This is a genomic window from Segatella copri, assembly GCF_009494835.1.
GTDB classification, from domain to species: Bacteria; Bacteroidota; Bacteroidia; order Bacteroidales; family Bacteroidaceae; genus Prevotella; species Prevotella copri_F.
In genome coordinates, this window is record NZ_VZBE01000043.1 from 76,580 (window position 1) to 92,010 (window position 15,431).

The following is a 15,431-nucleotide window of genomic DNA, read 5'->3' on the forward strand; positions in this document are numbered from 1 at the left end:
AATGTTCCTAAGAAAAGCAACAACTTTTCCTAGGAACATTTCCTTTTATATTCGAATGGGATGCCCACCTATTCCTCAGTATAAAGCACCTGAATCATAGTCTGGCCAACCGCCTTAAGCACATTCTTATCCAGATGAGCCATATCATCGCTCACGGTGTGCCAGGTAGGACCGAAACTGCTCTGCTGACAGTCTGGATAATAAGCAATTACATCTACGGTAGGAATCTTAGCCTTCTCGTTGACCGGAATATGATCGTCAGTAATCATTCCGCCATCGCTCTTAGGGAAGTAAGAGCCAAAACCAGCCTGGCGGGCTGCAGCCCAAACCTTCTTCACGATGCCACCGGCATACTGCATAGACATGCCTTCACGGTAGAACTTGGCTCCCTGTCCGCCCACCATATCGAGGAGGATTCCGAAACGAGGATTATATCCCTCAGGCTTGTTCTCGCTCCAGTACTGGGCACCCAATGCCCAAGTATCGCCATCGTCCTGAACATCAGCCCACTGAGGTGTTCCCCAATCTTCGGTATCGAAACATACGAAATCTACGCCGATGTTAGGATTCAGCTTCTTGTCTGCCTGCAGCTGGCGGGCTATCTCCAACATGACGGCTACTCCGCTGGCTCCATCGTTGGCTGCCATTACAGGCTTGCGCCAGTTGGTACTGTCGGGGTCGTTGTCGGCCCAAGGACGGCTATCCCAATGAGCACAAAGCAAGATACGGGTTTCAGCCTTCGGGTTGTAATGGGCAATGATATTGGTATTCTTCAATATCGTGCCATCATAACCCTTCAGGTCAGCCTTCTGGGTCTCTACCTCGCAACCAAACTGCTTGAACTTGCTCACAATCCATTCGCCACACTTGTCGTGCGCCTCGCTGTTCATGACGCGAGGACCGAAATCGCATTGTGCGGCACAATAAGCCAACGCCGAATCGGCATTAAAGGCAGGACCTACAGGATTCAGCTTCTCTGCTTCCTCTACCTCCTGAACCTCAGGCGAACTCGAACTGTTCGCATTCTTATAGCTGATAGCTCCAGCTACCACTCCGGCAGCAACTACCAAGCCTAAAATTATCTTCATTTTCTTCGTCATAACATTAATGTTTAAAGTTCTGCACCTGCGTCATCACTCTGAGCCAGTTGCCTCCCCAAATCTTGACAATATCCTGCTCGCTATATTTGCGGCGCAACAGCTGGAGGGTGAAATTGATGAGTTCAGAAGAGTCGGCGAGACCTCTGATGCCGCCGTCTCCATCAAAGTCGGTTCCCAGACCTACGTGGTCGATACCCATCACATCGATGGCATGCTCAAGATGGGCGATAGCGTCCATGATGTCGGCTTCACCCTCTTTACGCAGGAATCCGTGATAGAGCGTGGTATGAGCTACACCACCCTTTGCTGCGAGGGCACGCATCTGGTCATCGGTCAGATTACGAGGCACATCGCAGAGCGCACGGCTGCTGCTATGGCTGCAGACAATAGGCGCCTGGCTGATATCAAGTGCATCGTAGAAACTCTTCTCGCCACCATGACTCAAATCTACCATGATGCCCAGGCGGTTCATCTCATGAATCACCTTCTCGCCAAAACTGCTCACACCATTATGGGTATTGCAGCCGCGGGCACTATCGCAGATATCATTATCACCATTATGGCAGAGCGTGATATAAACGATGCCGCGCTGGGCGAAATGCTTCACGTTACTGATATCGTGCTCCAGGGCGAGACCGTTCTCGATGCCGAGCATGATGCTCTTTCTGCCATTCCGCTTATCGCTATAAAGATCGGCAGGAGTGCGGGCTATGCTGAGATACTGCCTGTTCTTGCTCACAATCTCTTCTATCTTGTCGAAGATGAGGTCGGCATACTGCGCAGGTCCCTTTACATCGAAAGCCACCTTGCTGCTGAAGCTCTCACCTATCTGAGGCTGTGGCAGGTAAGCTACCATCGTGGTAGCATCCTGATGACCATCGGTCATCTTATGGAGATCAACCAGGATGCGGGAATCGCGATGATCAAACTTGATGCCCTGAGGGAAGAACATCGGAGTATCACAATGGGTATCGAGCGTAAGGATGCGCTTATGCAACTGCTTGGCTGCATAAAAGTTGTTAGCCTGATTAACCAGCCATTGGAAAATCTTCAATCCTTCTTCTTCCAGCCATTCCGGATGCCATTGCACACCGAGAATCTGCTTATACTCGCTACTCTCTACTGCCTCGATAATATGGTCAGAAGATTTGGCGATGGTGCGCAGATGCTTGCCAGGCTCGCTTACCGCCTGATGATGGAACGAGTTGACAAAGATCTTCTCCTTATTATATATATTATATAAGGTGGAATCTTTCTTGATTTCTACGATGTGGGTAGGTTCAGTACGGTCAGCATCCTGACTGTGCTTTACCAGTTGCTTGATATCCTGACACACCTTTCCGCCCAGCGCAATAGCGAGGGTCTGGATGCCCCGGCAGATGCCAAGCATAGGAATCTGGCGGTTGAAAGCCAATCGGGTAATCATCAGTTCGGCAGCATCACGTTCCTGATTGATATTGTGAAGACGGGGAGAAGGCTCTTCGCCCATCCACAGCGGATTATGGTCGCCGCCACCCGTCAGAATCAATCCATCAAGATGCTCCAGGGTATTGACGATGACCTGAGCATCGGCAACAGGAGGAATAATGACTGGCGTACCGCCAGCCGCTATTACCTGCTTATAATAACGGTCGCGAAGCGTAGCATCGATACCTTCATAATTGGCAGTAAGACCAATTACAGGCTGATGCTTCGCTTCGGGAAATCTAGAGTATGCATCCTGGAGATGCGACTCTAAGTCAAATGTTTCCATTTGTTTATCTTTCAAAAAATAATGATTCAAGATCTTCTAAAAATCGTACTCAGGTATGGAGACACTTATTAATCTTCATCCAGAAGTACAGGAATCTCACGCTTGATGCTCTGCTCAAGAGAGATAAGCGTTTCGGTAGAAACCACACCAGGGATAGCCTGAAGCTTATTGTTGAGCAGATCCATGAGTTGCTCGTTGTCGCGGGCATAAAGCTTGATCAGCATGGTGTATGAACCGGTTGTAAAGTGGCACTCTACGATTTCAGGAATGTTCTGCAAGCGCTCTACCACCTTTTTATACATATTACCGCGCTCCAAGTTCAAGCCTACATAAGTGCAGGTAGAATAACCCAGGCTTTTAGGGTTTACATCAAAACCGCTACCGGTGATGAAACCATCCTCCATCAAGTGCTGAACACGCTGATGGATGGCAGCACGAGACACGCCACATTCTGCGGCTACGTCTTTGAAAGGAATACGGGCATTCTTGGAAAGGATGCCGAGAATCTTTCTGTCTAGATTGTCTATTTTCTCCATTTCGTTTTGTTTTATATTATTCTATTTATAAGGTACTTTTCTATACCAGATAGCAAAATTAATAAAATCTATTGAAACTGCAAACAAAATGCACGAATATTTTGCAATATCCGTGCATTTTGTTGTTTTTTATACGAATTTTAACAGAAAAAATCGCTTTTATGGCATAGAAATTAAAAACAAAAGAAGCATGATTTTCAAGAGATCCCTTGGTGGACTCTCACTTTAAATTTCAATAGATTGCCCTTTTCTCTTCAGATGCATTGATTAAACAAGAGGCAAAGACTCTAAAAATATTCAATTAAGGGAAGTTGTAAATACTATATGAACGATTTGTCTTTTAAAAATTATCTCTACGCTGGAGTCGGGTATCTTTTGAAGAATCTCATATTTATAGACCTGTTACGTCATGGATTATGATGTATATGTAAGTAACATAAAGGAAAAAGAGGTGGATTTTGTCGCCATCAAGAATGATTGAACCATCTATGTACAAGCCACCTATATGCTTGTTGGTGAGCAGACAATAGAGCAAGAATATGCTCCGTTAGAGTGTATTGCTGATAACTATGAAAAAGTTGTGGTATCGCTTGACGACCTCCAACAGCCTTCCCGCAATGGCATTAGCATGTATTTCTGTATTTTCAACGGAATCTGATTTGTGTGTAAATTTTGAAAATATGAATAATGGAAATAATGTACTGAATAAAACCATATTATCAGAAAAATAATAGAAATATTTTCCAAAAATCATCTTTTTAACCTATATTTTAGCAAAAATATCTTAATTTATTTGGTGGTTTCATAAATTAGATTTAATTTTGAAGCGGTTTTCATAAAATTTGCAGTTGCATATAACATTATGAGTGGAGACTCATTACTAAAAATGTTTCTTGTACTGCAATACCTACGCCGATTAGATGCTCTCGCATTACATTATTGTAGGTGGGACTGCATAGGCAAGGGTGCCAAATCAGAGGTAATGAGAGCCACTATTTATGGGAAGCGTTTATCATGCGCTTTGTAACTTGACGTCTTGAAATTCTCGCAAAGTTTCAAAATGATTCAGTCACGTAACAAGGCAACGATAGATGCTCATGGGATGTTTTTATAATACCCCTAATATCATTCTGTGCATCTTATATAATATAAGGTGTACAAGTTTGGTATATTGGGATAATTATATCAACTATCGGCGTGGGTTTCTGTTCGTTGCTCGTTCTTGACTGGATGGGCAATGCGAGAAGCCTCAAGACGTAGGACGAGTGACAAGATCAGACTCCTGCGCTTTTTCGTTTATAGTCAAAAACTTTTCATGTAACTTATATTGCCGATGCTTGGGAGTCAATAGGCTATGTTAAACATATATGAAAAAGATTGCGTTTACTCTTTTATTATTAGCAGGTAGTATTGCCTCAATGCATGCACAGGCTAAATTTGAGCATGCACAAACACGTATCCAAGAGGGTATGTCAGAGTTCTTTGTACGTCCAATGGTAGCTGAGCTCCAGATGATAAACAAAGATTGTCAAGAATGGTCATTTAATATCTTCCCTGGAGTTTCTCTTTCTGAGATTAGTACAGCAATGCTTGAGAATGCAAAAGCCAATGCTGCTTTCAAAGCTGCAAAACTTGCAGGTGCAGATATTATTCTTGGTGCAACTTTTTATGTTATCAATAATGAGAAGGCCAAAGGCTTAGATGTTACTGTGCGTGGTTATCCTGCTAAGTATGTGAGATTCCATAATTATGGCGAAGGTCAGTTGGGTACAGATGACTCCAAGTGGATTGACCCTTTACAGAATGGTGCCCGCATACGTGCTATATCTGTTGATAATAAGCAGAACAAAGCTGTTGGCAATGAGAATCGAAATAAGTAAACATAAATATTAATTCTAAAATTATAACACAATGAAAAAGTTATTATTATTGGCTATTGCCACTATCATGAGTCTTGGTGCTTCTGCCCAGCTCATCACATCAAACACAGTTACTTACAAAAAAAGTAGTGGTTACAACCGCATCGGTGTATCATACAACTCAATTAGTTCAAATGCAGAAGGTTCAGAATCTGTCAGTGGTGTTTCTTTAGCTTGGACTAAGGGCATCTCTGTAGCCAAAGATATTCCTCTGTTTGTAGAAACTGGTCTTGGTGCAACTTACGCTTTTGATGATTTAAGTGCTGTGATTGCAACAATTCCCTTGAACGTAACTTACAAGTGGCCTGTAACAGAGAGTGTCAAGATTGCCCCTTTAGCAGGTCTTACATTTAATGGAAACATCACATCTGACGTTGATGATATGAAGTTCTTTACTCTTGGCTGGCAAGCTGGAGTCAATGTTGAATTGGGTAAATTCTACGTAGGTCTATCTTATGGTGGAGGGTTGACCGATTTTGTTAAGTATGAAGATGATTACGAATCATACAATTACAAATTGAACAATTTTGCAGCAACAATCGGTCTTGTATTCTAACAAATGCATAAGTTTTAGATAGGGTCTGCCTAATATCTGTTACAATGACGGATATTGGGCAGATTGTTTGTTTAATAATTTAAGAGTTGAATATATGAAAACTGTGATTTTGGCAGTGTTGATGATACTATCTGCTACTATTACCCATGCACAAGATAACTACTCGTTGACAAAAGAAGGGAATAGTTATATTTGCAAAGGTTCCAAGCCATGTAAAATTGATGAGCGAACAACCTTTGGTAGTGCAGCTCTCTGGGCTATGGAGAAATCCAGCAACGTAGTTGAAAACACACTAAAATGTGATCCCCAAAAATTAGTGCTAAGTGTTGGTTGTAATATTGCTGAAAACGAAAACTCTGATAAGGTTTATACTTTTCAACTTAATATTGCTGTGAATAAGGGCAAAATAGAGTTTCTCATAAAAGACGTTAAATGTGCCCCAAAGGGTGTCTTAGCGGTTTTTAAGACTATGTCTTTTGACAAAATAAACTTAGAGAAAAAGCCCCAATACAAAGAATATATAGAAAAGTTTTCTGTTTTATGCAATCACTTTATCCAACAAACGATGCATGAAATTCTTGACTCAAAAGTAGAATTGTCTCATTGGGAAGCTATCGTTTCAGGTCAAGTAGTGAAAGGTATGAATCCAAAAGAGGTTATATTAGCAAAGGGTAAACCACTTACCATTACAGAAAACTCGCAACGTATTATGTGGTCGTATGATTCTGGCACCATTGTTATGATAGAAAACGGAATTGTAAGCGGAGTTATTAATTAAAAACTTGCGAAAGTAAATGCTACAAGATCAAGGATAGGTAAAAATAAAAGTCTCTACCTATCCTTGTTATTATGTAACGGTTTAAAATAACAAGGTACAATTTAGTGTCCTTTTTATGAAGCAGCACATAGTTAAAGGATAGAGTTTTAAACTCTTCCTTTATCTCATATTTACTGTAAATTACTTTTATCATAAAGGCCAGTTCTCAATAGAAGCGCAAGTATAAACTTTAAGAAAGCGCTTTATTAAGGTCTAATGATGCGCATCGTTAGATCATGCAGATTATCTACAAGTTATATCCTTGAAAATCAGCAAATTTTGAAACGAAAAAGAATCCACCAAAAACACATAACGTATTCCCTTGGTGGATTCTCACTTAAAACTTATATATAGGTAAAAACTTGACCGTATATCCATTTTTTCAATGGCAAAAAAACTATTGAAATGTTAAAAACCTTGGCATTTTGCTACTTTTAGTAGAAAAATTATACGCTTATCTGATAACCTCGGAGAAGTAATGATCACGCAAAGGTTTTACCACTTTATCACCCGTCAAAACTATCTGCTGCTTAAGACGGATGTCTTGAGAAGAGGCTCCAATCTTCAGTTCATACGTTCCAGGAGCTATGTTCCATTGACGATTGCCTTGATGAGAATAATAACCAAACTGATCAGTATAGAACTTGATGCATACTCTCTTGGTTTCGCCAGGATTGAGAGAGATGCGGGTAAAGCCCTGCAACTGAATAGGATGAATCTGCTGGTTGCTCTGAGTTGGCGACAGATATACCTGCGCTATCTCATCGGCACGAACCTTACCCGTATTGGTAACCTCAAAGTAGATATTGCTCGACTCTGAAGCCGTAGAGAGTTCCTTAACAGCCTGCAAGTTCTTATAGGCAAAGGTTGTATAGCTCAATCCATAACCGAAAGGCCACTCTACACGGGCATCCTGACGGGTGGAATAATTATAGCAGATAGGCTCATAAACCTCAGTATTAGGATAGCTGACACTCAGCTTGGCAGATGGTGAAATCTTGCCATAAAGAATGTCAGCCACAGCTGTACCACCCTCTTCACCAGGATACCAGGCCTGGATGACTGCTGCACAACGCTTGGCTATCTTGGAGATAACCTGCGCACGACCGCCGAAGACTACCAGGACTACAGGTTTGCCAGTAGCCAAGAGTTCCTCAACATATTCCTCTTGCTTACCAGGAAGCTTGAGACCATCTCGCTCACGGTTCTCACCACAGAGCATCACATTCTCGCCTACAGCAGCAACGATAACATCGCTTTCCTTTGCCATCGCCAAAGCTTCTGCCTTGTCTGCCTTCTCGCCTGAATCAACCTTGCGATGCAGGAGCTGATACTCCCAAGCACGCTTATCGCCAGACTCTTCAAACTTGGTCTCTATCTCCTCTGTCCAGTCACAACCACGAGAATACTTAATATTAATACCCTCAGGTTTACTTGCCTGCATTGCCTCTAGCAATTTAACGATATGTGGCAAGTGGCTATCATCCCACTTTTTCTTCCAACTCTGCCAGAAATAGAACATTGAAGGGAAAGAGTAGTCGCCACACATCGCCCAGATAGAATTGGCATTAGGACCCGTGAGCAAGATATTCTTAACCTGCTTGGCGCTGTTAACATCAGCCTCCTTCACAAGAGGCAAAACACCATTATTCTCCAACAAGACGATAGACTGGCTGGCAATATCGTAAGCCGTCTGCCGTTCTTCCTTAGTATCAAGCTTTACATCCTCCGTACTATACAGATATGGATTCTTATCCATCAGTCCTGCACGAATCTTATAACGCAGAACATCCTTTACAGCACGCTCAAAGACTTCTTTCTTAACAAGTCCCTTATCCAAGGCTTCCTGTAAATACTGATAGTTTTCGCCTCTAGGGAAATCAACATCATTGCCACCATTGATAGCAGCCACAGCTTTCTGAAGAGGAGTATCTAGTCCCGGCAACTGGTCAATGGCAGTATAATCGCTCACCACCATTCCATCGAATCCGAGATAATCTCGCAAAATATCGTTGAGGATCTCACTATTTGCCACGCACTTGGTACCATGAACAGCATGATAACCCGGCATCAAAGCCTTGCTACCTGCCAGACGAATCATCGTCTCATGAGGCAAAAGGATATCTTCCATCATCTCCTTCTCATCAGCATCACCGCCACCACCATATCCCAGATAGTGTTTAGAGCAAGCTCCCACTCCCTTCTTGAGGTCACCCTGCTGAAGACCCTTGACAAAAGCAGTACCCATAACGGCAGAAAGATAGCCATCCTCACCGTATGATTCTTCCAGACGATTAAAACTTGGAGTACGGCAGACGTCTACCATAGGGGAAAGCGACAATACGCCACCCATCTTGCGAAGAGCGGTACCTGTCTGCAAAGTCTTGAGCTCTGCCAACTCTGGATTGAATGAGCAAGCCTGACCTATCTGCTGTGGATAGACTGTTGCATCTTGCGTATTGATACCCGAAAGAACTTCCTCGTGAAAAAGAGCAGGGATACCATTTGGGGTATGATGTATCAACCAATCCTGTACAACAGCCACACGCTTTCGCAAGAAATTGGCATCAACCAATTCCTGACTGGCGTACTGAGAAAAATGTCCAATACCATAAGGAATGAGCTGCTTGCATTTGACGGTATCCAAATTGCCTTCCGCATCAAAAAGCTCATCCATATACCCACTTCTCAACTGAGCGATACGCTCTGGCTGTGACATTCTGCTGTAGAGTTCATCTACCTGTTGGTTCACTTGCTGCTCCGTATTGTTTATGTTACAGCAACTAGCCATCAGCACAGTTGCACATACGGTTGTTGTAATTTGTTTCATCATTGCCATAATAGGTAAAAACTATGATTAAAAAAACTGTTTATAGTTGTTTATAACTGCAGCAAAGATAATACAAAAGTACAAAAGAACAGATTCCTTTTCCCCGTTTTTTACAGAGAAGCAACAAACACAAATACAAAAGAAACAAAAGAGGGTGTGTCATGCACTGATGACACACCCTCTTTCACCTTATTATATATATTACTTTCTCTTTCTGGAAGCAGCTTTCTTGCCGTTTGACTTGACAGAAGCCTTAGCCACCTTCTTCTCTGCTCCTACGGCTACATCTTCCTTCAACTCACCAGCTGGTTCTGCCTTAACCTCTGGCTTTACGATGCTAACCAGTTCAAGGTCGAATACCAAAGTAGAGTATGGAGGAATCTGACCAGCCTGACGCTCGCCGTAAGCCAACTCGTAAGGAATGTAAAGCTGCCACTTACTGCCCACAGGCATCAAAGTAAGCGCCTCGGTCCAACCCTTAATCAAACCATTGGCACGGAACTTATCTGTCTTGCTGCCACCATGCTTGGATGTAGCATCAAAAACGGTACCATCAATCAGACGACCCTCGTAGATAACTTCTACCTCATCGCTAGCCTTAGGCACCTCGCCATGACCTTCGGTAATCACCTTATACTGCAAACCGCTAGGCAACACCTTCACACCAGGTTTCTTGGCATTAGCAGCAAGGAACTTCTCGCCGGCACCAGCCAAAGCTTCCTTCTGGAAATCGGCAGCAGCCTTAGTGGTAAAGAATGTTGTATCATTAGCCAAAGCTGCGATAAAACCATTCTGGAACATAGCGTGGCTGATAGAATCGCCTGTACTCTTCAACTCTTCTTTTGTTCCAGGATATACACGCTTCTCTACCAGTTTGGCAACCTCCATACCTGCAGAATAAGCTACGGTCTTAGGATTGATTCCCATGGCAAGCGCATCCTTGTAACCACGAAGGAAATTCTCCATATAGGCTGTATCTACCTGAAAACTCTGCTGGATATAAGGAATCAGACCACGAGTGGCATTCATACCAGCTACATAACTCAAAGAATCGGCTGATGATTTCAACTCGACAAGAGTAGCCGCCTTCTTAACCTTCTTCTTGCTTGCAGCACTAGCTGTAAACAAAGAAGCACCCGCCACGAGGACGAGTGCTGTCATTAATATTTTCTTCATTTATAAGTCCTCTATAAAAATGAGTTCCCGCAAAAATTACTTGCCACCTACTGAGATCAACTCAATCTTGAAGATCAATACAGAGAATGGCTTGATCTGACCCTGCTCGCGCTCACCATAAGCCAACTGCTGAGGAATGTAAACCTCCCAAACAGAACCTGCTGGCATGTGAACCAAAGCCTCAGTCCAACCCTTGATAACCTGGTTAGCACGGAGATCTACAGCCTGACCACGCTTGAAAGAAGAATCGAATACCTTGCCGTCGATTGTCTTACCCTCGTAGTTAACCTTAACCATAGAAGTATCCTTTGGCATAGGACCGTTACCCTCCTTGATTACCTTGTACTGAACACCTGAAGGCAGAGTAACAACTCCTGGCTTCTTCTTGTTGGCAGCGAGGAACTTCTCACCAGCAACCTTGTTTGGACCATATTCCTTCTCCATGTTCTTAGCCTTGATAGCCATCATCTTAGCCTGAGCTATCTGAGCAGCCTGCTCAACAGTCATCAAGCCCTTCTTGCCTGTAGTACCTGTGATGAAACCAGCCATGAAGTTCTTCAGAGAGATAGACTTTGTAGAATCCTCACCGAATACCTCGTGATTGATACCCTTAACCATCTGGTTAGAGATTTGCTGACCAATCTGAATACCTGCGTAGTAAGCAGCCTTCTTCTTGTCGTCACCAGCGTTGGCACCATCGTTAAGACCCTTGATGAAATCATCCATGTAAGCAGTATCAACGCCCATGCGTTCTACCATAAACTCCTTCAGACCCTGAGTCTGAGACATACCCATAGCATAGCTCATAGTATCTACATCAGTCTTGAGATCTGCCTTAGGAGTAGAATTGCCACAACCTACGAATGTAGCAGCAGCACAAGCCACGAGGGCTCCGAAAAATAACTTTTTCATTTCTTTATTTATATTTTAAATCTTTATTTTATCTATTATATTCCAGGATTGCCTTTACTTTGTTTAAGTATCTCTGCTAACAGATTACTTAACGGCAACGAGCTCAACATCGAAAATCAAGGCTGAGAATGGAGGGATAGATGCACCTGCACCACGCTCGCCATAACCCAACTGATAAGGGATGAAGAAACGGAACTTGGCACCCTCGGTCATAAGCTGAAGACCCTCTGTCCAACCAGCGATAACCTGGTTCAATGGGAAGGTAGCAGTCTGACCACGGTCGTAAGAACTGTCAAACTTAGTACCGTCGATAAGCGTTCCCTCGTAGTGGCACTCTACCTGATCGGTAGCCTTAGGAGCCTTGCCATTACCCTCGCGCAAAACCTGATACTGCAAACCGCTCTTAGTAGTGATGATACCATCCTTCTTGCCGTTCTCGGCGAGGAACTTTTCACCAGCTTCCTTAGCAACCTTGCCCTTCTCGGCAGCAGCAGCCTGAGCCTTAGCCTCCTGCTCTGCAAAGAAGTTCTGTACCAACTCCTGAGCCTCCTGCTCGCCGAGCTGAAGCTTACCTGCGATGGCATCCTTTACAGCCTGTGCAAAATCATCAATATTCAAACTCTCTGCACCCATTGAAGCCAACTGGCGACCGATGCCGATGCCCAAAGCATAACTTACTTTATCCATAAATTTTATTTATAATAATGTATTAATAATCTTAAAATGTACTTTTTGTCCTTAAAACGAGTGCAAAGATAACATTTTTCTCGCTTAAAACGATGTTATTTGCAGAAAAATTGCTAAATTTGTGCATTCTTAATAAAAAGATTAAGAAAATATGAATAATTAAAACGTGATAAGATGAAGAAACTCGTATTTTTAACCGGTGCAGGCATGTCTGTGGAGAGTGGTTTCAAAACTTTCCGTGGCAATGATGGATTATGGGAAAACTATCCTGTAGAACAGATAGCTACCCATGAGGGATGGGAAGCTGACCCTACCCTAGTAACAAACTTCTACAATATGTTGCGCCATAAACTCTATGCTGCGCAACCTAACGAGGGGCATAAACTTATCAAGGAACTGGAAAAAGACTTCGATGTGACGGTAATCACCCAGAATGTAGATAATCTGCATGAGAAGGCAGGTTCCAAGAACGTAATCCACCTGCATGGCGAGCTGTCAAAGGTTTGCTCTTCACGCGACCCTTACGACTATCGCTACATCAAGGAATTACCCGAGGATGACTGCGAGGTAAAACCTGGAACCGAAGCTGGAGACGGAAGCCTGTTGCGCCCATTTATCGTTTTCTTCGGCGAAAGCGTTCCTATGATTGAGCCGGCAGCCGAAGCAGTACAGCAAGCCGATATCTTCGTCATTATCGGAACTTCTCTCAACGTTTATCCTGCTGCAGGTCTGATTTCATATACCAAGCCTCATATTCCTATCTATCTGATAGACCCGGGTGCCGTAAACACCAATGGATATTACAAGATAGAGCACATCATGAAAGGGGCTTCAGATGGTATGAAGGAACTGAAGGAAATATTGGAAAAATAAAAACATTCAGAATATAAAAGTAATAAAAGCAAACGGGGAAGCATCCATTGATACTTCCCCGTTTGCTTTTATTACTTTTATTTTCTTTCTATCAATAACATTCTGCATTATACAGCCTCAGATGTTCTGACTCCCATGCGAGCCTCGGCGACATTAACCACATAATCACCCAGTTTTTCGCATTCCTGAATGATATCCATGTACAATGTACCTACACCATAGGTATAAAGATGGTTATCCACATCATCCAGGTTCTGGTTTCTCAACTGAGTACGATAATTATTAATCTCAGTCTCGATATTGTACGTATGGTTGAGACTGATAGAATGGCGTTCATGAGCAAACATATAGTTCATCTGAGTCAGCGCCTCATCTACCAACTTAAACATCTGATGAATGTTTTCACTCTGCTTGGCAGTAAACTCCTCCTTGTTTTCACCCTTGCGCTTAATGGTGCGGGCAAGATTAAAGCAACTGTCACCAATACTCTCGATTTCAGAAATCTCACGCAACATCGCACGGATCTTCGCCTTGGTATCATCACTCAGATGAGCATCGCTCACCTGATCAAGATACTTAGCAATCTCTATCTCCATATTATCAGAAATACCTTCATACTTCTCGATACGCTCATAGAGTTTGTCGAAAGTCTTGGAATCCTGAGTATCCAGCAACTCTCTCACCATACTAAACATACGGTGGATACGCTCGCCGAAACTTCCGATTTCCTGCTGTGCCTCGAAGACTGAAAGTTCTGGTGTCTTCATGATGCCAGCCTGGATAAAGCGCAAACGGAAATCTTCATCCTCCTTATCTGCCTTAGGCTTGATAAGTTTGCAGACAACTTTTTCCAACTGTGGGATAAACCAAATCAGAACGCCCGTGTTACAAACATTGAAACAGGTATGGAACATCGCCAGGACAATTGGCAACAACTTTGCCTTCTGTGCCGCAGACATACCACCATCAGGATCATACCCCACGATAGAGCAAACGAAATCTACAAATGGATAGAACAGGCAGAGAACCCAGATTACACCAAAGACATTGAATACCAGATGGGCCAAGGCTGCACGTCGAGCCTGGGCATTGGCACCCAAAGCGGCAAGATTGGCTGTAGCGGTAGTTCCGATATTCTCACCCATTACCAAGGCTATGCCCAGATAGATAGGAAGTACACCCGTAGAACAGAGTAAGATGGTGATGGCCATCACAGCTGCCGAACTCTGTACGATACAGGTTATAAGCGTACCGATCAGGAGGAAGACTACAATCGTGAAATGACTCTTCGTATCAAAAGAACCAAAGAAATCGATAACCGCCGGATTATGTTCCAGATCAAGAGCCTTACCCGCACTACTCAACAGAACGAGCGAGAAGAAGAGGAAGGCGATACCAAAAAGGAAATCTCCGAAATAACGGCGCTTCTTACTATAAATCAGCATAATGCCGAGGAAGAACGCAGGGAATACGACAATCGTTAAATCTACATTATAACCCAGCGACATAATCCATGCCGTAAACGTGGTACCAATGTTGGCACCCATAATAACGGAAATAGCTTGGGCTAAAGTCAGCAAACCTGCATTTACAAAAGAAACCGTCATAACGGTAGTTGCAGAGGAACTCTGAACGGCACAGGTAATAAAGGTACCTGTAAGCATTCCCGTAAATCGGTTGGTTGTCATAGCGCCCAAAATGTGGCGCAACTGAGATCCTGCCATCTTCTGCAAGGCCTCACTCATCACCTTCATACCATAGATGAGCAAAGCTAAAGAACCGAGAATCTGAAAAAAAATCACAAGATATTGACTTGTATCCATATTCATTTGTATTTGTGGAAATGTTTGTTACGTTTCGGTTGCAAATATAATAAGATTTCTGCTTATTCCGAAATATTTGGGAAAGATATTGCGAGTTGTAACAGCATTGTAACATGTAGGACAAGAGAAGAAGACATATTGCGATTTCTCGGAGCATCGCAGAGAATAAAAACGGACGTACGCCATAGGGATGGAGCGCACGTACGTGAAGAGAGAGATTTTATTTGATCACGTTCCACTGACCGAGAATATGATTAGTCATTGGCATTAATAGCTCCACTAGGCAACTTGTTGTATCCACAGCTCAAGCAATCATAATCAGTCAAGTTTTGAGTCAAGTCCTCACCCGAAAAATCATCCTTCAATAATGGAGCCGTTGTAAAATTCCAATCGTATGTTGTCAGATTGTGATTTGTACTATCCCAAAAGAGCCACCAAACGAACTTTTA

12 protein-coding genes are annotated in these 15,431 nt (G+C 43.1%); 4 read left to right on the forward strand and 8 right to left on the reverse strand.

Going from position 1 to position 15,431, the window contains the following annotated elements; genetic code table 11:
* Positions 1–68: 68 nt before the first annotated feature.
* The 3 genes from F7D47_RS06700 to F7D47_RS06710 all read right to left on the reverse strand — a co-directional run bounded on the left by F7D47_RS06700 (position 69) and on the right by F7D47_RS06710 (position 3,389).
* Positions 69–1,100: a M28 family peptidase gene (locus F7D47_RS06700; RefSeq protein ID WP_022120172.1), complete on the reverse strand. Its 1,032-nt coding sequence runs from the start codon at positions 1,098–1,100 to the stop codon at positions 69–71.
* A gap of 4 nt (positions 1,101–1,104) precedes the next feature.
* Positions 1,105–2,853, reverse strand: a complete 1,749-nt coding sequence (locus F7D47_RS06705; RefSeq protein WP_153085099.1) for a membrane dipeptidase — start codon at positions 2,851–2,853, stop codon at positions 1,105–1,107.
* Positions 2,854–2,921: 68 nt separating this feature from the next.
* Positions 2,922–3,389, reverse strand: a complete 468-nt coding sequence (locus F7D47_RS06710) for an Lrp/AsnC family transcriptional regulator (protein ID WP_006848151.1) — start codon at positions 3,387–3,389, stop codon at positions 2,922–2,924.
* Positions 3,390–4,756: 1,367 nt separating this feature from the next.
* Between F7D47_RS06710 and F7D47_RS06715 the strand changes: the two genes are divergently transcribed.
* The 3 genes from F7D47_RS06715 (at position 4,757) to F7D47_RS06725 (ending at position 6,642) form a co-directional block, all read left to right on the forward strand.
* Complete coding sequence (locus F7D47_RS06715) at positions 4,757–5,269, forward strand: hypothetical protein (protein ID WP_022120177.1); 513 nt, start codon at positions 4,757–4,759, stop codon at positions 5,267–5,269.
* Positions 5,270–5,300: 31 nt separating this feature from the next.
* The gene (locus F7D47_RS06720) at positions 5,301–5,864 is read left to right on the forward strand and encodes a hypothetical protein (protein WP_022120178.1); all 564 of its coding nucleotides are present in this window, start codon (positions 5,301–5,303) and stop codon (positions 5,862–5,864) included.
* Between the two features lie 94 nt (positions 5,865–5,958).
* Positions 5,959–6,642, forward strand: coding sequence for a hypothetical protein (locus F7D47_RS06725; RefSeq protein ID WP_118416717.1), 684 nt, complete (start codon positions 5,959–5,961; stop codon positions 6,640–6,642).
* A 493-nt stretch (positions 6,643–7,135) separates the two neighbouring features.
* On the opposite strand, the gene F7D47_RS06730 is transcribed toward F7D47_RS06725, so the two are convergent.
* The 4 genes from F7D47_RS06730 to F7D47_RS06745 all read right to left on the reverse strand — a co-directional run bounded on the left by F7D47_RS06730 (position 7,136) and on the right by F7D47_RS06745 (position 12,286).
* Positions 7,136–9,514, reverse strand: a complete 2,379-nt coding sequence (locus F7D47_RS06730; protein WP_153085100.1) for a glycoside hydrolase family 3 C-terminal domain-containing protein — start codon at positions 9,512–9,514, stop codon at positions 7,136–7,138.
* A gap of 198 nt (positions 9,515–9,712) precedes the next feature.
* Positions 9,713–10,687 carry an FKBP-type peptidyl-prolyl cis-trans isomerase gene (locus F7D47_RS06735; protein WP_153082808.1) on the reverse strand — a complete coding sequence of 325 codons (975 nt, stop codon included), beginning with the start codon at positions 10,685–10,687 and terminating at the stop codon, positions 9,713–9,715.
* A gap of 36 nt (positions 10,688–10,723) precedes the next feature.
* Positions 10,724–11,599: an FKBP-type peptidyl-prolyl cis-trans isomerase gene (locus F7D47_RS06740; protein WP_006848155.1), complete on the reverse strand. Its 876-nt coding sequence runs from the start codon at positions 11,597–11,599 to the stop codon at positions 10,724–10,726.
* Between the two features lie 84 nt (positions 11,600–11,683).
* A complete protein-coding gene (locus tag F7D47_RS06745) occupies positions 11,684–12,286 on the reverse strand; it encodes an FKBP-type peptidyl-prolyl cis-trans isomerase (RefSeq protein ID WP_006848156.1) in 603 nt (200 codons plus the stop codon).
* A gap of 174 nt (positions 12,287–12,460) precedes the next feature.
* Here F7D47_RS06745 and F7D47_RS06750 point away from each other — a divergent pair, with 174 nt between their 5' ends.
* Positions 12,461–13,159: an SIR2 family NAD-dependent protein deacylase gene (locus F7D47_RS06750; protein ID WP_006848157.1), complete on the forward strand. Its 699-nt coding sequence runs from the start codon at positions 12,461–12,463 to the stop codon at positions 13,157–13,159.
* 107 nt (positions 13,160–13,266) lie between these two features.
* On the opposite strand, the gene F7D47_RS06755 is transcribed toward F7D47_RS06750, so the two are convergent.
* Positions 13,267–14,982, reverse strand: coding sequence for a Na/Pi cotransporter family protein (locus F7D47_RS06755; RefSeq protein ID WP_040553370.1), 1,716 nt, complete (start codon positions 14,980–14,982; stop codon positions 13,267–13,269).
* Positions 14,983–15,431 lie beyond the last annotated feature (449 nt).